This window comes from Microcoleus sp. PH2017_08_TRC_O_A, from assembly GCF_020738665.1.
Lineage (GTDB): Bacteria > Cyanobacteriota > Cyanobacteriia > Cyanobacteriales > Microcoleaceae > Microcoleus.
Map to the genome: position 1 here is coordinate 21436 of NZ_JAEQCE010000038.1, position 23133 is coordinate 44568.

21 protein-coding genes are annotated in these 23133 nt (G+C 43.6%); 9 read left to right on the plus strand and 12 right to left on the minus strand.

Annotation, left to right across the window (positions count from 1 at the left end; translation table 11 throughout):
• Window positions 1-163: 163 nt before the first annotated feature.
• Entirely contained in the window at window positions 164-3199 is a 3036-nt protein-coding gene (locus tag JGK22_RS15430) for a poly(A) polymerase (protein WP_293216480.1), read from the minus strand.
• A 541-nt stretch (window positions 3200-3740) separates the two neighbouring features.
• A complete protein-coding gene (locus JGK22_RS15440; protein WP_293231648.1) occupies window positions 3741-4757 on the minus strand; it encodes an adenosine kinase in 1017 nt (338 codons plus the stop codon).
• A gap of 470 nt (window positions 4758-5227) precedes the next feature.
• On the opposite strand from JGK22_RS15440, the gene JGK22_RS15445 reads away from it, so the two are divergent.
• From JGK22_RS15445 to JGK22_RS15460, 4 genes are all read left to right on the plus strand, one after another.
• Window positions 5228-6787 carry a bifunctional aminoglycoside phosphotransferase/ATP-binding protein gene (locus tag JGK22_RS15445; RefSeq protein ID WP_293190227.1) on the plus strand — a complete coding sequence of 520 codons (1560 nt, stop codon included), beginning with the start codon at window positions 5228-5230 and terminating at the stop codon, window positions 6785-6787.
• 87 nt (window positions 6788-6874) lie between these two features.
• Complete coding sequence (locus tag JGK22_RS15450) at window positions 6875-7198, plus strand: hypothetical protein (protein WP_293156260.1); 324 nt, start codon at window positions 6875-6877, stop codon at window positions 7196-7198.
• Between the two features lie 406 nt (window positions 7199-7604).
• The gene (locus tag JGK22_RS15455) at window positions 7605-8399 is read left to right on the plus strand and encodes a YdcF family protein (protein WP_293190229.1); all 795 of its coding nucleotides are present in this window, start codon (window positions 7605-7607) and stop codon (window positions 8397-8399) included.
• A gap of 352 nt (window positions 8400-8751) precedes the next feature.
• The gene (locus tag JGK22_RS15460) at window positions 8752-8988 is read left to right on the plus strand and encodes a hypothetical protein (protein WP_293156254.1); all 237 of its coding nucleotides are present in this window, start codon (window positions 8752-8754) and stop codon (window positions 8986-8988) included.
• A 170-nt stretch (window positions 8989-9158) separates the two neighbouring features.
• Here JGK22_RS15460 and JGK22_RS15465 read toward each other — a convergent pair whose 3' ends face one another.
• Window positions 9159-10139, minus strand: a complete 981-nt coding sequence (locus tag JGK22_RS15465) for an ABC transporter ATP-binding protein (RefSeq protein WP_293182463.1) — start codon at window positions 10137-10139, stop codon at window positions 9159-9161.
• A 110-nt stretch (window positions 10140-10249) separates the two neighbouring features.
• Here JGK22_RS15465 and JGK22_RS15470 point away from each other — a divergent pair, with 110 nt between their 5' ends.
• Window positions 10250-10438, plus strand: coding sequence for a hypothetical protein (locus JGK22_RS15470; protein ID WP_293182371.1), 189 nt, complete (start codon window positions 10250-10252; stop codon window positions 10436-10438).
• Window positions 10439-10597: 159 nt separating this feature from the next.
• Here JGK22_RS15470 and JGK22_RS15475 read toward each other — a convergent pair whose 3' ends face one another.
• Together JGK22_RS15475 and JGK22_RS15480 are read right to left on the minus strand one after the other, a co-directional pair.
• Window positions 10598-11527, minus strand: coding sequence for a phosphoribulokinase (locus JGK22_RS15475; RefSeq protein WP_293182373.1), 930 nt, complete (start codon window positions 11525-11527; stop codon window positions 10598-10600).
• Window positions 11528-11692: 165 nt separating this feature from the next.
• The gene (locus tag JGK22_RS15480; protein ID WP_293182375.1) at window positions 11693-11875 is read right to left on the minus strand and encodes a hypothetical protein; all 183 of its coding nucleotides are present in this window, start codon (window positions 11873-11875) and stop codon (window positions 11693-11695) included.
• Window positions 11876-12242: 367 nt separating this feature from the next.
• Between JGK22_RS15480 and JGK22_RS15485 the strand changes: the two genes are divergently transcribed.
• Window positions 12243-13376 carry an adenylate/guanylate cyclase domain-containing protein gene (locus JGK22_RS15485; protein WP_293182377.1) on the plus strand — a complete coding sequence of 378 codons (1134 nt, stop codon included), beginning with the start codon at window positions 12243-12245 and terminating at the stop codon, window positions 13374-13376.
• A 568-nt stretch (window positions 13377-13944) separates the two neighbouring features.
• Here JGK22_RS15485 and JGK22_RS15490 read toward each other — a convergent pair.
• On the minus strand, window positions 13945-14202 hold the full coding sequence (locus JGK22_RS15490; protein ID WP_293156235.1) for a hypothetical protein: 258 nt from the start codon (window positions 14200-14202) through the stop codon (window positions 13945-13947).
• A 219-nt stretch (window positions 14203-14421) separates the two neighbouring features.
• Between JGK22_RS15490 and JGK22_RS15495 the strand changes: the two genes are divergently transcribed.
• The 3 genes from JGK22_RS15495 (at window position 14422) to JGK22_RS15505 (ending at window position 17612) form a co-directional block, all read left to right on the plus strand.
• Entirely contained in the window at window positions 14422-16827 is a 2406-nt protein-coding gene (locus tag JGK22_RS15495; RefSeq protein ID WP_293182379.1) for an ATP-binding protein, read from the plus strand.
• 84 nt (window positions 16828-16911) lie between these two features.
• Window positions 16912-17103 (plus strand): hypothetical protein, encoded by a 192-nt coding sequence (locus JGK22_RS15500; RefSeq protein ID WP_293197108.1) that lies wholly within the window; start codon window positions 16912-16914, stop codon window positions 17101-17103.
• Window positions 17104-17213: 110 nt separating this feature from the next.
• Complete coding sequence (locus JGK22_RS15505; protein ID WP_293211057.1) at window positions 17214-17612, plus strand: hypothetical protein; 399 nt, start codon at window positions 17214-17216, stop codon at window positions 17610-17612.
• A 78-nt stretch (window positions 17613-17690) separates the two neighbouring features.
• On the opposite strand, the gene crn3 is transcribed toward JGK22_RS15505, so the two are convergent.
• The 6 genes from crn3 to JGK22_RS15535 all read right to left on the minus strand — a co-directional run bounded on the left by crn3 (window position 17691) and on the right by JGK22_RS15535 (window position 23087).
• Entirely contained in the window at window positions 17691-18020 is a 330-nt protein-coding gene (crn3, locus tag JGK22_RS15510; RefSeq protein ID WP_293182385.1) for a CRISPR-associated ring nuclease Crn3/Csx3, read from the minus strand.
• Window positions 18021-18296: 276 nt separating this feature from the next.
• Complete coding sequence (locus JGK22_RS15515) at window positions 18297-19250, minus strand: DUF192 domain-containing protein (protein ID WP_293313135.1); 954 nt, start codon at window positions 19248-19250, stop codon at window positions 18297-18299.
• The gene (locus tag JGK22_RS15520; protein ID WP_293313137.1) at window positions 19234-21069 is read right to left on the minus strand and encodes an NAD+ synthase; all 1836 of its coding nucleotides are present in this window, start codon (window positions 21067-21069) and stop codon (window positions 19234-19236) included. The genes JGK22_RS15515 and JGK22_RS15520 overlap by 17 nt, the downstream gene beginning before the upstream one ends.
• A 201-nt stretch (window positions 21070-21270) precedes the next feature.
• A complete protein-coding gene (locus tag JGK22_RS15525) occupies window positions 21271-21576 on the minus strand; it encodes an isochorismate lyase (RefSeq protein ID WP_293182391.1) in 306 nt (101 codons plus the stop codon).
• Between the two features lie 201 nt (window positions 21577-21777).
• The gene (locus JGK22_RS15530; protein ID WP_293206386.1) at window positions 21778-22527 is read right to left on the minus strand and encodes an NUDIX domain-containing protein; all 750 of its coding nucleotides are present in this window, start codon (window positions 22525-22527) and stop codon (window positions 21778-21780) included.
• The gene (locus JGK22_RS15535; protein ID WP_293190241.1) at window positions 22488-23087 is read right to left on the minus strand and encodes a nicotinate-nucleotide adenylyltransferase; all 600 of its coding nucleotides are present in this window, start codon (window positions 23085-23087) and stop codon (window positions 22488-22490) included. The genes JGK22_RS15530 and JGK22_RS15535 overlap by 40 nt, the downstream gene beginning before the upstream one ends.
• Window positions 23088-23133 lie beyond the last annotated feature (46 nt).

Here is a 23133-nt window from a genome sequence, read left to right on the forward strand (position 1 = left end):
CTCGGTGGAGGCGCTAATTTGAGTTTTTATTTGGGAATGTAGGATGCAAATTCATCGGAGCGCTACAGTTGAATTACAATTTTACCATTGAGTTACACCAGACGACCGATCGATCTGCCTTTCTTGTTCAAGAAAAGATGTCAAATGGGTTCTGTAGCCTTTCTCAGGTAGATGAGGTACAATGTGACCAACCCGACTGGACATGATATGAGTCGCGATCGCACAACTCGATCTGCAAGATACTGCTACAATCGTTAGCAGCATTGAACCGATCGATAAACTCATTGCTAATTTGGGCGATCGCACCAGAATCTTCATCTATATTACAGATGATACCTAGCACGACACTAACTAGATTTTGCCTTCTCCGAATTCCAGGCCAAGGTCTGACAGAAATATTTAGTTTTTGCTCTAAATCGATCGCTAATCCAATTATGTGACCTTCAATCCAGCCGCCGCATTTTTCTAAATTACCAACTTCTGCACTACTTACCGTCAATACTAAAAACGCATTTGATTGTTCCAGTAAATCAACGGACTCAAATAGAGTTGTCCAAGTGGTATTTCCCGCCAATACTTCCGACGCAATTTCTGCACCGCGACCCAATTCGCGGCGCAATATTTCTGCGGTCGATCGCGTGACATTTCTGGTACTGTTTTGACAAGGTGCGATCGATGTAATTACAGGCAACCATTCCCGCGATTTTTGTACTTGATACTGTGTTCCGGCTTCAGTTAATGCTATTGGTTGAGTCCAATCGTGTTGGCTGAGGATTTGGAAAAAATGAGCAAGTAATATATCTAGGTTTAAGTGTTCGCTATGAATAGAACTCCAAGCTGTCAGTAATGCCCAAGAAAAATTACCGAGAAATCCCCAAGCATTACCGTGAATCTGACGTGCTTTCGCCCAGGTTCGCACCGCCCTTAACAAGTTTATAAATAAATCCCAGGACAAATGTTGGCTGACTGTATCTACCATTAAATCCGCTTCCAAAGCACCTACTACGGCACTCCAACTGACGGCATCAAAAAATGGTCTAGCCTCTTGAGATAATGGTTCAATTATCTGGAATTGTCCGAGGGTTGTGGCAGAGAGTAAATCGACTGCCACTCCTTCTATTTCCATTCTCAATACTGGTACTCTCCCCGATTTTACCAGTTGGGAGCAATAGCACAATCCTGCTAATCTAGTTTGTACCTGTTTGAGGAATGTTTCTCCTGTTAAAGGGGCAGGAATTATACAAAGTAAATCTAAATCGCTGTGGCTGCTTTGTATGCCGATCCGCGCCGATCCAATTTGCTGTAATAATGGTTGGTAGCCTAAACATTCTTGACAGGCTTGGGTGACGATCGACTGAATTAGTTCTTGATGCAGTGTCTGTGTTTGAGTGAGTTTGGGATCGAGTTGGTCGATTATTTGGATTAGCGATAAGTTAGACTCATTTTCTCCTGTTTTTGCGCCGGAAATTTCTGAGGGAGTTGCTGATTTTAAAGGTATCCGATATCTAATCTCGAATGGTTCGTTATCGCGGCGGCTAATTAGGGCGATCGAGTCTACTTGAAATTTGACTGGATGCCATTGGGAAAGTTCGGTTTTGGCGACTTCGGTTGTGTCAAATTGACCTACAGTTAAATGGGGTGTGAATCCGTTAGCTGATTTGCTACTTTGTTCATCACATTGCGGAAATATTTGTTGAAGTATTGCTTGTAATTGATGCAGTGGATCGGCAGGTTGAGGAATCGGATTTAACCATGCCGTACAGCTAGAAGAGTGCGTGAAAGTTTCAAAGTTTGATAAAGTTATAGTAAATGGTTCTAGTTTTGTCAGTGCTTGGGTAATGGCTGCTGCTGCTTCTGAAAAATATGATTCTGGCAGAAAACCATATATTATATTGATATGAGGCATCCAACGATGAAATTGCCGATCGCAACGGCGGCGAATACTTTGAATTGCAGGTAAAATGTCATCCGGTGGAATGATGACAACTGCACTTTTATAGACAGGTGAGATGGTTTGCAAACAGGTGATGGATTCTAGTTGGGTGAGGAGACCAAAATGATCTGAGGGATAGATTTTTCCTTCTGTATCTGGTATGGGATTGCAGGCAAATAATTCTATTTGACGAGATATCCAATCTCGGTTCTGACTCCGTAACATCATCCTATCTAACCGTCCCGCAAGTCCAGTTAGACTCATTAATGCTGCCAAAGGATTAGCCTGGGGATGGAAAGTGTATCCCGGATCTTCGGGATGCAGTGTTTGCCAAAGATCGATAAAATTGTTTGTCGTTAATATCTCTGCTGGTTCGTTGTCTTTGGCATTGAAATCGCCAACAATTAGACAATCTCCCGGCTGTGAGTTTAGGTATTCTAGCAAGATATTAAGTTGCTTATACCTGACTTTTTCAGAATTTTTATTGTAATCGCTGGTGAAATGGACGGCGGCGACATTGAGAGTTTTACTATTCAGCAACCACTTTCCTACTAATACCCGCTTCCGTGGCGAGTAGCGATATTCTACTAAAGTAAATGGCAATCGCGATAGCACTAATAAACCGTGCCATTCCAGCGTTTCGCCTTGGGGAGATTCGGAGATATGATAAGCCTGAACCCAATCCTCAGCTAATAATTTTTCTAATAAACGCGGTGTTACTTCTTGAAGGGCGATAATATCGGCATCACACTGACGCAGATGCTCTATAATTATCGGAATTCGCTGGGCTGTCTCGGTAAGTTCTGACTCGTAGAGATCTGATAATACGTTATAACTGACAATTTTTAATCTGGTTATCGTTACCGACTCTAAGGGCAAATTCCTGGCTTGCCAATTTTGTTGATTGTATTGGTAAATAGATCTAGTCGGGAAGTCTTTCACAAAGGTGGGATTTGATTGTTGAGGATCGATTTGCAGTTGCTGGTTTGCCGATTCTATATTTTCCGTGGCGACAACCCATGCCGCGACTGGTAATTCTCCAGTAGTAAACAAGTCTACCAGCCGATCGCGATCCCAAACAATTGTTTCCCCACATTTAACATAACGAATCCGATGCCAGGGAATATCGCCATCGACTGCCCATTCTGACAAAGGCTTTTCCCGCATATTACCAGAAATGCGATCGCTAAAACCAAGGCTAAAGGCACGATGGTCTAAACGACTATCCCATAAAATGCGATCGTAAATCTCGCGGATTGTCGCCATTTTGGGTTTTGGGGACTTTGGCTGTGACATGGCATGATGCGGTTATAGTTACGCGTATAACACGAATATAACTATATTGTACTACACGAAAAAGGCGATCGTGTCGGGTGCGATGGGTGTCGATAAGGTAGCTTATTCCCATTTCCCATTGAAGGTTCGTAGTGTGGACTTTAGTCCGCAACATACTGCGGACTAAAGTCCACACTACGAACAATTTTTGTTATGTTAATCGACCGGACTTGATATTACAGGCAATTATTAACTTGAAAAAATTGAAAGGGGATGATAATGCCTATCAGCTTCGGATTGGTGACTATCGAATAGGTTTTTATTTTGATGGCGAAACTGTTACTTTTGCCAGGGTGCTTCACCGGAAAGATATTTATCGCTACTTTCCACCATAAAACTGTTTTCACTCTGACAGAACGTTTTAGGTAACTTCTCCTTGTCCTTTGAAGTAGTAGATTAATGTATTTGTATCCGATTAGTTCCACAGGCGATCGCCCCTTACGACAAAAAGTGCGATCGCCATTTTCAACTACTAACCAGAAATCACCTGGTTCAGCAAATGAGCCTGAGAACCCTCAAGACGAGGGCCGTGAATCTGCACCACCATTGAAGCCAAATAATTGCCCCAACGAGCCGCTTTTTCAGCGCTCAAACCATTAGTAATTCCAAACAAAACACCGCCTGCAAAAGCATCGCCAGCACCCACAGTATCGATCGCCTTTACGGGAAATCCAGCCACATCTACAATCTGTTTGTTTTCCACCACCATGCAGCCTTTGTCCCCATTTGTGATAAAAGCCAAATCCGAAATCTCGCTCATCTTGCGAGCGCACTCTTCCAGAGATTCCTCCTTGAAAAAGCTCCGAACTTCGTCAGAGTTGCAAAAAATGACATCGCAATATTCCGAAACCACCTTGTGAAAATCATCCGCAAATCGATCGACCAAAAAGCCATCCGAAAAAGTAAAAGCCACCTTCACACCCAGACGCTTAGACTGTTCCATCGTCTCAATACTAGCCTTTCGCGGCTCGGTCGCATCCCAAAGATAGCCCTCAACATAACTGTACTTGCAGTGAGACAGGCGATCGACATCAATATCAGTCGCCGCCAGAGTAGTAGAAACCCCCAAATTAGTACACAGCGTGCGTTCCGCATCCGGCGTAGTCAGCACGACACAAGTACCCGTGGGCCCATTCGACTCAGTAGCAGGATGCACATTAAAATCAATCCCAGCCTCCAGCAAATCTTGGCGGTAAAATTCGCCGTTAGTATCCTTAGCAACCTTCCCCGAATAATAGCCTTTACCGCCACTCTGAGCCAAACCAATCATCGTATTTGCCGCAGAACCCCCCGATCGCATTTGCAGCGAATTGTGTTCCAAATCGTGCAAAATTCCCCCCTGTGTTTCCGAATTCATCAGCGTCATCGCGCCGCGATTCAGCCCGTGCTTGACCACAAAATCATCTTCGACTAATGCTAGGATGTCTACAAGGGCATTGCCCACGCCAAACACATCTACGGAACCGGATTCTGGATTGTTTTCTGTCATCACTAATTTTTGGTTTACACTAACTATCAACGGGAGCATCTTAGTTTTGCATTTATAGTGCTGTCCCCGCTCGCGTATGCTACAAATCGCGAGCGGGGACGCTCGCACTATAAAAAAAAATGCTTTTTGCAAAATTGAGATGCTCCCCTATCAACTCTATAATAAATCGGATGAAAGTCAACATCCTTGCATCCCCAAATCCAAATCCTCAATCCCCAATCCCTAATCCCCAATCTAAAAATACCTATCCTCAATCCCCAATCTAAAATCTAAAAATCCCCAATCTAAAATCTAAAAATCCTCAATCCAAAATCTGAAAATCTCCTATCTAAAAATCCCCAATCTAAAAATCCTCAATCTAAAAATCCCCAATCCCAATCTAAAAATTCCCAATCCCCAATCTAAAAATCCCCAATCCCCAATCTAAAAATCCTCAATCCAAAATCTAAAATCTAAAATCCAAAATCGATATGACTTGTCTCCCACCTCTGATTCAGCAGATGTTGCAGCCCGGGTTTTACCCGCACGGGGTGACAGAACCAGTGCAACTAATTCAGACTCACATTTCCTTTGTCCTGCTGACTGGAGATTATACTTACAAAATCAAGAAGCCAGTCGATTTTGGCTTTTTGGACTATTCGACTGTGGAGAAACGGCAGCATTTCTGCATCCAAGAATTGGAAATGAACCGACGCACAGCACCGGAAATCTATCTCGAAGTTTTGCCAATTATTCAAAGTGGCGATGCGTTTCAATTTGGCAGTAATTCACCAGATGTAAATCCCACCCAAGTTGCTGTAGAATACGCGCTTAAAATGCGGCAGTTTCCTCAAGATTCACTGTTGCTCAGTTTGTTGGAACACGGACTATTGACCGAGCAAATTATGGCAGACTTAGGGCGCGAAGTTGCTAGGTTTCACAGCAGGGCAGTTAGTAATAGCTACATTCGCAAATTTGGCGAAGTCACTCAGATTCGTACAGCAATAGATAACAACTACCGGATTTCCCAAAAATATATCGGCGGGCCGCAGACTGCGAGTCAATATCGGGAAACTAAAGATTATACTGATGCGTTTTTTGATGAAAATCAAGACTTGTTCGAGCGACGGATTGCTAACAATAAAATTCGCGAGTGTCACGGAGATTTGCACTTGCGGAACATCGCTTGGTGGCAAGATAAAATATTGCTGTTTGACTGCATTGAATTTAACGAGCATTTTCGCTTTGTGGATGTCATGTACGATATTGCTTTCACCGTCATGGATTTGGAATCGCGGGGGCGCAGAGATTTAGGAAATGTTTTTCTCAATACTTACGTCGAACAAACAGGCGATTGGGAAGGACTGCAAGTGCTGCCGCTGTATTTGAGCCGTCAAGCTTATGTGAGAGCAAAAGTAACTTCGTTAATGTTGGACGATGAAGCGGTTTCTACTAATGAAAAAGCACAGATTTCACAGAGTGCCGCTCATTACTACAAACTGGCTTGGGAATACACAAAGCCGCGCTCGGGAAAGTTAACTTTGATGTCTGGTTTGTCTGGTTCTGGGAAAAGTACAGCGGCTCGATATTTGGCCCGCCACACTGGGGCGATTCACATTAGATCCGATGCTGTTCGCAAACATTTAGGGGGAATTCCTTTAAATGAACGCGGTGGTCAAGATTTGTACTCGGATGAGATGACGGCACGGACTTATGGTAGATTGTTAGAGTTGGGGATAATGCTGGCTGACCGAGGTTGGGATGTGATTTTAGATGCTAAGTTCGATCGCCAAAACTGGAGAACCGATGCGATGAATCTGGCTCAATCCCACGGCTTGCCCCTGCAAATCGTTTACTGCACCGCACCAATGGCAGTATTGCGACAACGACTGCAACAGCGCAGAGGCGATATTGCCGACGCCACAGCAGAACTATTGACCTCGCAGCAAGCAGAAGCAGAACCTTTTACACAATTAGAGCAAATTTCTCTAAACGTTGTAGATACCGCACAAGACTTAGATGTACAATTAAATTTGATTTGTGGGAAGTAGTTGGAGTGCGATCGCCCGCGATGAATTTCATTCTCTGCTAATATTGTCAATATCTTTCTGTATTATTACAAAAATAACTTGCAGCTCATGGCAAAATTTAACGGAGACTCCAAGGGGTTTAACCCCGCGCTGATCTGGTTCGTGTTGTTTACCGTTGGGTTTCGCTTAGTAGGATGTAGTCTGCCCGTGAGTATTGGCCTTGGTGTCCTCGGCGGCGTGGCAGCAGGCTTAATGGTTGCTTGGTGGCACAATGAACTACTACTCAACCCGAATACACGTTCCAAGGAGAAAACCTCGGATGCTATCCTCAATAAAGAAGTCGTGGAAGTAGACGGGCATAAATACAAAACCTCCCGGCGTGAGCCTACTTCATTCTTTGACTGGCTATCAGAGCCTGAGGATCGTCGCTAGCACCGATTTGTTTTTAGTATTGAGTTTTGAGCTTTAATTTTAACAGTGTAAACTTCAAAACTCAATCATAAAAATTAAACTTTTAGACCAAAATAGTTAGCAGATCCCTGCCACTCCCAAGCTTGCCTATTTTAAAAATATAGCGGTTCTCAGAAAGATGAAGTACGTTGTTGGGCTTTAGCCCTCTGAGTTTATCTGAGTTTAGTGGTTATATAAGCTGTCAGTCATACCTCATCTTTTTGAGAAAAGCCATATCTGCGTTTATCTCGGTACATCTGCCTTTAATCTGTGGTTTTCTTATTAATAAAATCTTGGCAATAACTCTACCAATTCCCAATGCCCAATGCCCAATGCCCAATTCCGAATTCCGAATTCCCGCTAACGAGCAATTTTAATTACTTCCTGAATGTTTGTATTTCTGTCTAAACTTTTACCGCTGTTTATTTATCCTTTGGGGTTCAGTTGCCTGTTAATGATGGCGGCTTTAATCGTGCTTTGGAAGCATCCCAAATGGGCGGCAGCACCAATGGCTGGGGCTCTAATTATTTTACTGCTTGGGAGTAGCGGTTGGGTGTCAAAATCGTTAGTGCGATCGCTCGAATGGCAAAATTTACCAACCGCCGAGTTCCCTCAAGCTGAAGCGATTATCGTGTTGGGTGGCGGTGTGAAAGCAGGACTAGCGCCCCGCCCTTGGGTAGAATTGGGGGAAGCGGGCGATCGTATAATATACGCTTCCCGACTTTACCGTCAAGGCAAAGCTCCCCTGTTAGTGCTCAGTGGCGGTAGAGTAGATTGGAAAGGTGAGGGCTCTCCCGAATCGGCAGATATGGCAGAAATTGCCCAAACAATGGGCATACCGGCATCAGCAATTCTGCAAGATCCCGATTCCCACAACACCTATCAAAATGCCGTCAACGTGCGGCAAATCTTAGACGCAAAAAACATCAAAAAGCCCGTTTTGCTAGTGACATCGGCGATGCACATGACTCGATCCCTCTTGATTTTTCAGCGCCAGGGAATAAAAGTAATCCCAGCACCAACAGATTTTCAGATAACCCAGCAGGATATCGCCACATCTCAAAGCAACGGGCTAGCATTCGCCCTCGACTTATTGCCGGATACCTATTATCTACACCAATCTACTAAAGCTCTAAAAGAATACATCGGCTTAATCGTATATCGCCTGCGGGGATGGCTTTAATGGATTTTAGATTCTGGATTTTGGATTTGGGATTGCAGAATTTTAACTAATATCAAGCAAGAACAATCAATGCAACAATATTGATGATGATTATTGTGGGATGGGCGTCCCGCCCGTCCAGAGAGGACGGGCGTCCCGCCCATCCCACGAACTTCTGTAAATTATTTAATTTGCGATCCTAAAAATCTACCCAGCGACGCACCAGCACGACAATCTCTGAATAAACCAACTCAACGCACGATTTTTTATAAATCTTATAAATTCTAAAATCCCAAATCTAAAATTCGAGGATTTAATGTGTTAACTTAAAGTAATCACACCAAATATTTGCCACAGTCGCCCCCAAACAATTATGTTGCCCCACGAGCTACAAAACATTGTCCCAGAACCGACTCCAACGGCTGAAATTTTTCAGAGACATCAAGTTGTCCGTGAGTTTTATGACGAAGTTAAATACCGTCAAGAATTTGAGCTTTATTGCCAGTGGTATTATGCTACAGCCAAGCAGCACCAACAAGAATTGCAGAAAATGCAGGGAGATTTTAATATATTCGCTTGGTTCCGTCGCGGACATACTCCGGGCACGTAAAAGCGCGGGGATTCTAAGGTCAAACTGCGATTGCATGGCCTGTCTAACATCACCTAACTCGGGCGGTTGATGCCAAGAAAAACAAGCAAGTTATTCTTGGCAGGGTTTTCATCCTGTCCATCGATCGGATCTGGCCTCGGCGGTAGCCGTTTTCAACAAATATCCCTATTTCAACTGCTCGAATAAATACCTCTTTCTTGCAGTTGCTGAATAAAAAACTCTTCCAAAGAAGGCTTAGCCAAATTCATCCCAATTAGCTGCCCTCCCATCACGCTCAAATTAGCAATAAAGTCCTTCGGATGTCCCTGCAAATGACCGTACCATAAATCATTATCAACTTCCATATCCGGTATCCATTTTTGCAGAATATTCAAATGGCCACCCTTACCTTGAACTCGGTAAGTTTTAGTATTACCCAAAAGTTCATCGATCGCACCAACACAGATTAACTCACCGCGAGCCAAAATTGCCACCCGATCGCAAATCTTCTCCACATCCGAGAGTACGTGCGAATTAAAAAAAATCGTTTTCCCTTGATTTTTCAGCGATAAAATTATCTCCCGCATCTGATAGCGCCCCATCGGATCTAAACCAGACATCGGTTCGTCCAAAAATACTACATCGGGATTGTTAATCAAAGCTTGAGCCATGCCGATCCGTTGCAGCATTCCCTTAGAATACTGGCGCAACTGTTTTTTAATTGCCGCCGATTGAGCTAGCCCAACTAAATCTAGTAAATGCGGAATTCGCTGCCGCTGAATCGAGGGGGGGATTTGAAATAAGCCCGCCGCAAATTGCAAAAATTCCCAGCCCGTGAGATAATCGTAAAAATAGGGATTTTCTGGCAAATAGCCGACTCGTTGCTTCACAGTGCGATCGCCCAAAGGCTTCCCCAACAACAGCGCCCTGCCAGAAGTCGGCCGCACTATCCCCAGCAAAGTCTTCAGCAGCGTAGTTTTCCCCGCTCCATTCTGCCCTAACAGCCCGAAAGTTTCCCCCTCAGAGACAGTCAGAGTGCAATTTTTGAGCGATTCAATCTTTTCGTTCATCCAGAAGCCAGTACGGTAGAACTTCCCCAGATCGAATGTTTGCACCACTGGGGTAGCCCCTGGCATCTGGGTGGAAGTTGGCGCATCTATAACAGGTTCCATTTTCGTCATAAAAATAAGTAGCACCTGATTATATTGTATTGCATAAGTCCCTTAATAATTGCTCCATTTAATGTTAAACTAAGATTAGCTGCACTTAAAATATTCTGAATATGGAACGTTCAAAAATTATTGCTATTATCACCGGCGTCATTTCTGTAATCCTAGCAGTTGCCTACCTGCTGCTCGTCACTCTCCTCGACTTCCGAGGCGAAATGGTTCCCGCACCTCAAAGTCAGTTGCCAGTATCGCTGCAAGTTCAGCAATTGGCGACAGTTAATCAGACTTTGCCCTCACATTAGTTATTGGTTATTGGTTATTGGTTATTGGTTATTGGTTATTGGTTATTGGTTATGGCAATAATAACTAACAACTGCCAACTGCCAACTGCCAACTGCCAACTGCCAACTGCCAACTGCCAACTGCCAACTGCCAACTGCCAACTAACAACTAACAACTAACTAATACACATGAATTGCTTTCATCATGTGATATGCAACTAGCAACTGCGTCAAAGCTAGCGGGTAACTTTGCAAAACTTCGCCAGTTGTGCCGATTAGTTTGCCAATTTCCGGGTTGCCTTGGGCACTGCAAAATCCCCGCAGGTGGGGCATTTCGTTGCACAAAATCTTTTCCAGTTCGTTTACTTGTTCGCTCGTAGCGTGGGAGTCTACTTCTAAAACATCTACTGGTTTCCCCATATCGCGATCGAGTCCCAAACGAATGGCCGGTTTAAAACTATCGCTGCCTTGAGCTAAAATCTCAGTAAAATCAGGGTGAGGAATTGTTGGTCTCAGGACTAAACGCACGCTCAAATTTGATTCTTTGTCGGCTTCTGGCGGGTAAAAACTAACTACAACATCGGCAAATTTGCGCTGGGGGCGAATATAATTTTCTGAATCCGGTTCCCGCTTTTCTATTTCTGCAAGTACCTGTTCTTCAGTATAACCGCGCTTCATAATATCGCGCTTAACTTTCCACTGAGTTCGCAACTCTTCTGGGGGAGCAAGATACACTTTGACATCGTAAGAATCGCGGATGGTTCGGGTTGAGTAACCCAGCAAACCTTCAACTATTACAAATTTTTCTGGCTTGATGTATTCCGGGGGATCGAATGTACCTGAGTGGTGGTTGTATATGGGTTTGAGAATTGCTTGACCTGTACGCAGCAGGCTGAGGTGCTGCTGCATGATGTCGAGGTAATTGCAGTCGGGATGCAGTGCTGTGAGCCCGATTTCGGCGCGCTGCTGTCTGTCATACCTATGATAGTCGTCTGTGCAAATCACAGTGACATTTTCTGGCCCCAATACTTGGGCAATTCCCCGCGTCAGGGTGGTTTTGCCTGCTGCGCTGTCTCCGACAATACCGAGAATGATTGGTCGATCGCTCATTGTTGTTACCCCGACGGACAATAGCAAATTTTTTCTGAATCTTAAATCTTATCAAAATTGTACTCGATCCGATCGCTAATCGCATGGTTTGACTTGCTCCCTTCCCGAGTTTCCCCATGTGTAAAATTATTGTATTATTTCTTAATAAAATGTGGCACCAGAGACTCAGGGATGATATGACGAAAAAATCACGCCCATTTCTCGATCGCCCGCCATGTCGATCGTACTTTTAAATCCAGCTATACTAAGAATTTCGGGAAAATTAGCCCCGCCAACTGTGCCAGTAAGTCCATGAGTGTAGTGTAAATTGCAACAGCGGTGGGAATAGTGCGATATGTTTGTTTTCAAAACGGGTACCAAGCAGTCAATCAACTTACCAGTCAATCAATCTACATGGAGGGCGATCGAATTTACCCACAACATGAAGTTTTTGGCAAAGCTTTTGTTGTGCCTGACAAATTAGTATACATTTGAGTCAAGGAGGCATTCGTACATCAAAAATAGGGCCAATCGCTCTTTCTCCCTGCTTCAACAAGTAGTTTCATGAAAAAAAAGATTTCGATGCACCGTGCGTAAGTTTTGAATTTAAACCAATCTTATAGCGGTTCTCAAAAAAGTGAGGTATGCCCGATGCCCGATGCCCTATCCCCGATGCCCATGAGTACCTCATCTTTCTGAGAAAGGCTATAAGTTTAACTAACTTCCTAGCAAGCTGATGAATCAACTATCTTTTGAAAAATTCAGGGGCAGTATTTTAATTATTGACGACACTCTTAACAATTTAAGTTTACTGGAGCGAATCTTGTCGAAAAAAGGCTATGAAGTACGACTTGCATCTAGCGGCCAACGGGGACTCGAAGCTGTGGAGTTGACTCAACCTGACTTAATTTTGCTAGATATTATGATGCCTGGGATCGATGGCTATGAAGTTTGCAGTCGCTTGAAAGCTAGCGATCGCACTCGCGGCATTCCCATTATTTTTCTGAGTGCTTTGGTAGAAGTTTCTCATAAGGTGAAAGCCTTTAATATTGGCGGGGTGGATTACATTATTAAACCTTTTGAAGCAGTAGAAGTGCTAGCTAGGGTTGAAAATCAATTGCGGCTGCGGGAATTAGAACTGCAACTTACGCATAAAAATCAGATGTTGCAGCGGGAAATTGCTTCTCGGGAAGAGGCAGAAATTGAAACGCGGTTGCTCTTGGAAACAACCAAATTTCAGAAAGAAGAAATTGAAGAATTGCTCTTAAATATTTTGCCTAAACCGATTGCCGATCGCTTGCAGGAAGGACAAAGCATAATTGCTGACAGCTTTTCGGATGTCAGCGTTTTATTCGCTGATTTGGTGGGATTTACAAATTTTGCATCTCAAAAAAGTGCGGCAGAAACGGTGAAAGTTCTCAATCAAATTTTTAGTCAATTCGATCGGTTATCGTTAGAGCACGGTTTAGAGAAAATCAAAACTATTGGTGATGCTTACATGGTAGTCGGCGGTTTGCCCCAACCGCAAGAAAATCACGCAGAGGCGATCGCCCAAATGGCACTCGATATGCAAGCTGCTCTCGCTAGCTTCAATCTCAAACACAATCAAACTTTTAGTCTCCGCATTGGGATAAATATTGGTGGGGTGGTGGCGGGAGTCATTGGTTTAACTAAATTTAGTTACGATTTGTGGGGGGATACAGTGAATGTTGCTCACCGGATGGAATCAAACGGTATTCCGGGAGAAATTCAGGTGACTGCTGCGGTTTATGAGCGTTTGAAAGATAATTTTTCCTTTAAAATGCGCGGTGCTGTTGAAATTAAAGGTAAAGGAGAAATGATGACTTATTTGTTGCTCGGGCGAAAGTAGTCAGTAGTCAGTAGTCAGTAGTCAGTAGTCAGTAGTCAGTAGTTAGTAGTTAGTAGGGGCGGTGCCCCCGTGCCCGCCCTCTTAGTAGTCAGTTGTCAGTTGTTATTTGTTGGTTGTTATTTGTTGGTTGTCAGTTGTGAGTTGTTGGTGATAATTAATAACAACCAATTCCCGATGCCCTCTTTGGCCGATGCCCAATGCCCAATTTCCAATTCTCATATATTAGATTTACTGAACATTAACAAGTATTTTTAGGCACACTGCATTGGCGCATTAATACGCAAGACACCAGTGTTTTGCGTTCATATAAGGCATTTAATATTAACCGCAGAAACTTATACGTAAGTAATTAACTCTAATCCCGATCGTCCCAGTATAAAATACTATTCCGTAGTAGATCAGTAGAATTTTAGCTCGAAAGCTCGAAAATTATGCTGTTTATGCCCTAAGATAGATACACTAACTATTTTCAACTTAATTCCTGGCTTGGGGTCAGCCAATATGGATGCAACAATAGATGCAGTACATTTGACTGCGGTAATGCCTGGAGATCGCCCGATCGCGAATTTTACACCGATTTATCGAACCGCTTTCGGGGCTGTGGGCGATTGAAACCGCTAACCCGCCTGTAGCAAACTCTTGTAGTTTCCCGATCGGCGCGAAACGACCAAAAATCTAGATATTCCGGGCGCAATTCCTGCCCGCAGTATAAAAACCTACGCCCGCAGTTACCGATTTGTTGTGGACTTCTGCGAGGCGGTTGTGCCAGAATGCGATCGTCGAGTTGCATCGCGTGACAGTTAATTGCATCGCTCGAAATAGTCATCAAGCAAACAGATATTCCAGGACGAAATCGAAAGGAGGTCAGTTATTTTAAAATATATGAAAGATTCCTATATGGGAAGTTTTATTTATAGTAACCTGCCAGATAAAATGGGATAAATCTTAGCACAAATAGACGCCGGATCGGCAATAAATTCCAGCCGCAATCCGAAGTAGTTAGACAGGGAGATACCAACAAGATTCATGGGAAAGTTGTGTTGTAATGCTAGTAACTATGATGCACGAATTTTACGATGCGCTGGCAGATTTAGCAATCTATGAAGATGCCGCACCGACAAAGCGAAAACAAATCCTAAAACGTGTTTTTGTAATTCAAAAAAACCTCAAAGAATTCGCGCAGCGTAACCCGAATAGTCACCAGCACAAATTAGATCTGGTTGAAGCAGAATGGCTTCGCGTTTTTGGGAAGACTACAGAAGCAATGGAACTTTACGATCGAGCTATTGCCGGAGCTAAAGCTAACGATTTTTTGAATGAAGAAGCTCTTGCTTGCGAACTCGCTGCTAAGTTTTACCTGTCATTGGGAAGAGAAAAAATTGCTACAGTCTACATGATAGACACCTATGATTGCTATCTGCGCTGGGGAGATAGAGCCAAAATTGATGAATTAGAAAAATGCTATCCTCAATTGTTGTCAGCGATTTTGCAGCCTGCTAAACTCGCTACAGATTCATTAGCAACCTTCGCGATACCTGTCAAACAAAATCAATCTGTACCTTCATTGATGAATCCGTCTGTGTCGGCGACAGTCTCAGATTTTGGGAATTTTTCAACTCTGCTAAAAGCTTGTCAAGCGCTTTCTAGTGAAAGAGATCTCGATCAACTAATTGCCAAACTGATACAACTGGCGATGAGAAATACAGGCGTTGACAAAGGAGTGCTGATTTTGCAAAACGGCAATCAATGGGAAATTGCTGCTGCAAGAGCGATCGACAATTTGGGTGTCGATCGGGCGATCGACTTATCATCCGCAACACTCGATAAAAACAGCGATATCCTGCCCCTAAACATTGTTGATTGCGTTAAAGAATTGTTAAAACCTGTGATTTTGCGGGACATTCCTCAACAATGTGATTGGGAGTCCGACTCCTACATCCTCAAATACCAACCGCAGAGCCTGTCGTGTTTGCCGATTCTCGATCGAGACAAGTTAGTCGGCATTTTGTATCTAGAGAATCTGTTAACTGCAAGAGTTTTTACGCGCGATCGGCTGCAATATCTCAATCTCCTGTGTTCTCAAGCAGCCATCAGTTTGTCAAATGCTCTGCTATATAAAAATTCTCAGGATTACAGCCAAAAATTAGAGCGAATGCTAACAAAAGTCAGCCGAACAGAAGTTCAGCTTGCCGAGCAAAAACAAATGCTGCAAGCGATTCTTGATGTCGCTCCGATTTGGATTTGGATGGTTAATCCTCATGGAAAAGTACACTTTTTCAACAACACTTTTTGTCAAGATATCGGTGTGCCTCTCTCCGCTTTACTAGCTGTCGAACATTACAAAGATATACTAGGAGAAAATGCAGCGAATTGCCTGGTTTCAGATGCAGCCTGTCTTGCCCAAGATTCGCCCCATTACTCCAACGAAACTCTAATGTTTGTGGACGGCAAACTGCACTATTTAGAAGTCACAAAAGTGCAGTTAAAAAAATCCGATGGCGAGAGGATCGGGATTATTGGTTTGGGTGTTGATGCCACCGAGCGTAAGCGAGCACAGGAACTTTTGCAAGAGCAAAATCAGCGCCTCGAACAAACTTTAAAAGACTTACAACAAACGCAACTGCAACTCGTACAAAATGAGAAAATGTCGGCTTTAGGTAATTTAGTTGCCGGAGTCGCCCACGAAATTAACAATCCGATTGGGTTTATTTCGGGCAATTTAAGTGAAGCTAAAAGAAGTTTCGGGGATGTAATAGAACACTTAGAATTGTATCGCTCTGATGCACCCAAATCGGAAATTGCGAACCATGCCGAAGAGATAGATATCGATTATCTCTTGGAAGATTTACCGAAGATGATTAATTCCATGCAAGTCGGGTGCGATCGCATTTCCAGCATCAGCACCAGTTTGCGTACATTCTCCCGAGGCGATAAAGACTACAAAGTTCCTTTTAATATTCACGACGGCATTGATAGCGCTATTTTGATTTTGAAACACCGTCTAAAAGCTAACGAAAATCGCCCGCAGATTGAAGTGATAGCTAAATACGGTAATATCCCTAAAATTGAATGTTTTCCCGGTCAATTAAATCAAGTTTTTATGAACTTACTTGCCAATGCGATCGATGCCTTAGAAGAGTTAAATATTGGACGCACTTTTCACGAAATTGCTGTCAATCCCAACCGCATCACGATTTGCACTAATTTAATTGGGGAAGATTATATTATAATTCAAATTGCTGATAACGGAACCGGGATGCCAGAAGAAGTAAAAAAACAGATATTCGACCATTTGTTCACGACAAAAGCTGTCGGGAAAGGAACGGGATTGGGGTTGGCAATTGCCCATCAGATTGTGGTAGAAAAACATGGCGGCACTATCGAGGCGAAGTCCCAGTCTGGAGTTGGCACTGAGTTTGCGATCGTTTTGCCTGTGAAAGTGAAAGGATAAATATTAATTAAAATTAAAGGTTTTTTGGGCGATCGCGTGATAAAATCTAATTTTACCAGTCAATTCTCTTAGAGGGTTTTTCAAATGCCCTACAGCCAATTTAGGCTCGAACAAATCAAATCAGAATTTGGAATAACTCTCTGCGAGCAATTCGGACTTTTTGCAGAGATTCCAGAGGCTAACTACAGCCAGTTTTTGTCGGAAACCCTAGAGTACAATATTCCGCTAGCTTTGGCAATTAACTCGGACAAATCTCGATCGGAAATGATTGTATAGCCTTTCTCAAAAAGATGAGGTATGACTGACAGCTTATATAACCCTTAAATTAAGAGGGCTGAAGCCCAACAACGTACCTCATCTTTCTGAGAACCGCTGTAGCGCCAATTTTGATTGAACTCAGAAAACAATTTGACAATCGAATAGCTTTATTTTCCGGTAAAGATTTTACGGTAGATAGCCTGAGAGGTTTAAACGGATTTTGCGATTTCCTGATTAGCAAATCGCCGGAACAGTTAATTATCGAAGCGCCGGTTATTGCTTTAGTCGAAGCCAAAAATGATAATATAGAATCTGGTTTGGCTCAATGTATGGCTGAAACGATCGCAGCTCAATTGTTTAACCAACAAACAGGCAATGAAATTAAGAAGGTTTACGGAGTTGTGACAACGGGAAGTCTCTGGAAATTTATGCAGCTAGAAGAACAAACTATATCGATCGATATCAATGAGTATTTTGTGGGCAATCCTGGCAAAATTATCGGTATTTTGAAAAGTTTTATCGAATAACGTTGTACAATTTGTTTGTAGTGAGGACTTTAGTCCTTCTATTGATGCGGACTGAAGTCCTCACTACGAACCAAATTACTAAGTTGGTAAGTTCAATTTGATTATTTGTCCCACTGATACTTCGTGCTTATGAGTTGCTACTACCACGGCGCCTTCTAGTCGCGGATCATAACATCCAACCCAAGCAGCAGGATGGCATTCGTGCACTAAATACCCGTACAGCCAAATTGCTCCTCTACCTTCAATGACAATTCCTTGGCTGAATTGAACATTTTGAGGGATTTTCAAACCTTGTAAATCATCTGGTATAATAATACCGTCTTGAGTAGTAATTCGTAAGCGTAAATGTTGGTAGGCTAAACCGTCTTGAGTTTGATTGGGGATTATTGTTAATTCAATAGGATTCATTGGATGCAAAAATGTTGAATGTTTTTACAGAATCATATCATGTCCGATAGCATGGGCGGGGGCGGGTTTATGAGATTGTAGATTATGGGCAATTATTGTTGGTGAACCCGCCCCTACAAAATTTAACATCATACAATTCCGAATCAAACAGACATGATATCATATATAGCATTTATCAGAAAGATGAGGTATGACTGACAGCTTATATAACCGCTTAAACAAAGAGAGCCCAAGCCCAACAACGTCCGCGAACCTATCTGAGAAGGGCTATACCTTTTAGGGCAAATTTGGAATTCGATCGCCCACTTTGAGTCCCAACTGGGCCGCCCTACCGCCTTTGAGCTCGATCACTCCGTCAACGGGAAAGTCTGGGCCGTAGTTGGGGCAAGTGTCGCTGAAACACGGCGGTACGTTGGGAATTATCGCCTGCACTATGCCTTCGCGCAAAAAAATCATATCGAGCTCGATTTGCACGTTTCTCATCCAGAAACGCACATTGCGCGGGGGGGCGATCGCAAAAAGCATTCCCCTGTCATCGGGCAATTCTGTGCGAAACATTAAGCCAATTGCTTGTTCTTGAGGAGTTTTCGCCACTTCTAGTCCCAGGGCCCGATCGCCTATAATCGCATTTACAGAAACTGGTAAAAGTTGACCCATATCCATCCCACCAAACATTGAGATAAAGTTTGATTCAGTCAAATTAAATCTTCCTGAAACTACTCCTAAATAGTTACCAGAATTTTTATTTTGCATCACAGTTTGGTTCTCAGAAATAGAAATGTTCAAATCGCTAAACTTGATGCCTTCTGTTAAGACAATTTTATCATTGCCGCTGCCAAAATCTGTAATCACATCGGCTTGGGCGACAGTAGATGCAGGGGATGTGTTTTCTAGCACAAATAAATCATCGCCCGCGCCTCCTGTCAAGATATCTTTGCCATCGCCGCCGATTAGTAAATCGTTACCCCGATCGCCATTAATCGCATCTTCACCTTGTCCTCCATAGATTGTATCGCTTCCCTGACCTCCAAACAGCGTATCGGCACCTTCGTTTCCGGCGATCGAGTCATTGTCGCGATCGCCAAAAATCAGGTCATTCCCTGCCAAACCTTGAATAGTGTCATTCCCCGCAAATCCTCTCATAGTATCGCTTCCGGGAGTTCCCAGAAGAAAATCGAAGCCGAAAGTACCGCCGATGTTAACCATTTTGCGTTTAATGATGCGTTTCATAAGAGGAAGATTTGGCGATCGGCATCCGCCAACCGGTACCAAAAGCTCGATCGCTAATTTTCAAACCTGGCGCTGCTTGTCGCCGTTTAAACTCCGATTGCCTGACTAATTTTACTACACGCTTAACCACGGCTTCATCGTGTCCCGCCGCGATAATTTGTTGGGCAGATTCGTGATGTTCTATCAACCGCTGCAAGATGTCATCCAAAATATCATAAGCAGGCAAAGAATCTTGGTCAACCTGCCCCGGTTTCAGTTCAGCACTCGGCGCTTTATTGATAATATTAACTGGAATAATTTCGCTATCAGGGGACGAGAGTACAGCCCCTACATATCCCCCTGCATTCAGCCACCGACAAAGCGAATAAACGCGAGTTTTTGGCACATCGGAAATGACTGCCAATCCGCCATTCATATCGCCGTATAGAGTGCAGTAACCCACCGACATTTCCGATTTATTGCCTGTGGAAAGCAGCAAATGTCCGAATTTATTAGAAATCGCCATCAACAGATTGCCGCGAATGCGCGATTGGATATTTTCCTCGGCAATTCCGAAAGTGGTATTGAGAAACAAATCGCCGAGAGTGCGATCGTAAGTTTTCATCAAATCGCCGATCGGCAACATTTCGATCGCAATTCCGAGATTTCGGGCTAACTCCAAAGCATCATTAACCGAATGATCCGAACTGTAAGGAGAAGGCATCAGCACCCCTAACACATTTTCGGGCCCGATCGCGCAACTGGCGATCGCCGCCACCAAAGCCGAATCTATCCCGCCACTCAAACCAAGTACAACCTTAGAAAAACCGCATTTGCGAACATAATCTCGCACTCCCAAAACCAAAGCAGCCCAAATTTCCGCATCCCCGAATGGCGGTTCAAAACTTAAATCTGTTGTAGAACTTAAATCTGTTGTGGAACGGGCATCTTGCCCGTTCCCGCCACTGCCAATTAAACCTAGTTTTTGTCCTTCACCTAATCCCAAATCAGTTGTGGAACGGGCATCTTGCCCGTTCCCACCCCCCATCAAATCTTGTTTGTTTTCGTCATATTCCAGCACAGCAAAATCCGTTTCAAAAGAAGCCAATACCCGAATCAAATTCCCCTGACGATTCACCGCAAAACTGCTGCCATCAAAAATAATATCATCATTTCCGCCTACCTGATTAGCATAAACAATCGGTATTCCTGAACGGATGACACTGTGCTGCAACATCGCCGATCGCACTCCCCGCTTGCCAACAGAATAAGGCGATGCCGACAAATTCACCACTAAATCCACACCCAATTTTGTCAAATCGGAAATAGGATCGCCCGCGTAACTGCGTTTACCCCAAAACTCCTCATTGTTCCACAAATCCTCACAAATTGTCACACCAATTTTGAGTTCACCAATAGTGAAATAATTACTGTTTTGTCCAGGTTCAAAATATCTATCTTCATCAAATACATCATAGGTAGGCAACAAGCGTTTATGAAAAACTTGTTGCACTGCGCCATTTTGCAACAAAACAGCACTGTTGAATAATAACTTCTCGCCTAGTTTCACAGCATCAGCATTAGGTATGGCAGTGCCGACAATGACTGCTAACTCCGGTGGCAAAGCTTGCGCCAGTTGTTCCAAATGTGCGGTGGCAATTGCAATGAAACTCGGGTTCATCAACAAATCGCGGGGCGGATAACCCAGCAGGGAAAGTTCTGGCGTTAGTAATAAGTTTGCGCCCTCAATCTGCGCTTGTTTCGCCGCCTCCAGAATTAGGTTGGAGTTGCCACAGATATCACCAATAGTAGGGTTGAGTTGTGCGATCGCAATTTTCATATTACCAAGTCACCTAATAAATCTTGCTAGCAGTCCGCTCGCGCGGACTCAATTTCCTATAGTCTTAGACTTGAATGTAGGGAAACATTACCAGAAAGAATTGGTTGAAAGCCTCTCCCTTTTAAGGAGAAAGTTAAATCAGACGATTCATTACTTCAATCCACTTCCTTCTAGGTAGAGGTCGTTGTCAACTGTCAACTGTCAACTGTCAACTGAATCAGATTTGTAACGCTTCAATTCTTCCTCAATAAAATGATTGACCAAATCCCGGTAGAGTTTTTCTACCACATCAGGATTCAAACCCGATTCCAAAGCCCACTCGCGTCGCTGTTGTAACATAGCCTGAAAGCGATCGGGCGCTCTAACGCTCGCTTCACTCGTTTTGAACCTGGCTGCTGCAATGACGTATTGAAATCTCTTGCTCAAAGCATCGATCACTTCTCGATCGATGATATCAATTTCCTCGCGAACTTCATGAATATTAGCACATTGATCTGGGTCTTTCATCTGCTGCACTCCTTAATAGATTGTTTTCTCATATTACTCAATTGAACTCGTAATGTCAGTCGATTTTAGATTTTAGATTTTAGATCTTAGATTGACTCCACGGATTAATCTGAGAGATTTAACCTTAGTCTAAAATTTGGCGATCGACTCTCAGCAAGCGTCGGTGGCGGCTATTTTTAGGCGAGGTCATCCAAGGAACAGCTATATAAACACTAGGGGCTTATTTTTGAAAGGAGCAAAAGCGGCAGCATCAAAGCGGTACAAACTAGCAGGACGCCCTGCACCTCGCGAAACCTTAACACGGGTATCGCACAAAAAGCCCAATTTCAACAATCGAGCTCTAAAATTAGAATAATCAGAAAAATTTTCCCCCAAAATAGTAGTATACAATTGATACAGATCGCTCAAAGTAAAAAGCTCTGGCAAAACTTCAAAAGCTACGGGACTGTATTCAAGTTTGTTGCGGAGTCGCCGGTATCCGTATTCGAGAATTTGATTGTGATCGAAGGCTAGCTTCGGAACTTGTTGGACGGGATACCAAGCAATGCCGCCGACGCGGTGCCCGACACCTGCAACTACACTTCCAGCAATCAATTCAGCTTCTTCAAACCGCACCAAAGCAAAGTAACTCACCGAAAGATAGCGATCGCCCCTGGTGAATTCTCTCGGATCGCGTCCGGGTTCTCCAAAAGTATACAGTTGCTCCAGATACAAATTTTCCACCCGAATTTTTTCCGACAAAATCCGGTAAGCTGCATTTTCCAGAGACTCTCCGTGGCGCACCAAAGTACCGGGAAGACTCCAAGAATCGATAAACGGTTCGTCTTGCCGCATTAGCAACAGCACCAACAAGCGGTTCTGCACCGTATCGACGGAGAAAATTACATTATCTACTCCTACTTTAAAGTCAGCTAATGAGCAACCTTCGCTCTTTTTTGTGCCTCGTGCCATGCGTACAAATGCTCCCGATTAATGTAATCTTCGATAGTCGGAGTTAGCGCTTCCGTGTCTCCTGTTTCCCGATAGGAAGTAGAAGAAACATCGGGAGCATTCAAAGATGCGATCGCCACTTCTGCACCCATGCGCTTCAACTGCCACAAATCTAACTGTTCTGACGGATAACCAGGCCGCGGTACTATCAGTAACTCTACTTCTTTTAACAACTGTTCAAATTTGTACCAGCGAGGCAGTTGTCCCACCAAATCCGAGCCTATTACCATCGTCAACTCTGCATCCTGCCACTGCAATCTTGCTTGTTCCACGGTTTCTAGCGTCCTCGGACTGCTGAGTTCTGGATGCAAACAAAGGTTGTGTCTGGGCGAATTAATTTCTTGAATCATTAACAGCAGCATTGCCGATCGATGTTCTAGGGATGTTTGGTGCGACTTGAAAGGATTGTCCGACGCCCAAACTGCTACCCAATCAAAATGCTGAGCAAGCCAATTCAAGATTGTTTTGTGTCCCGCAGTAGGTGGATCGGCACTGGTTCCAAACAAGGCAATTCTTTGCATAGGGAATTGGGAATGGGTAATGGGGAAATAGGTACGTTGTTGGGCT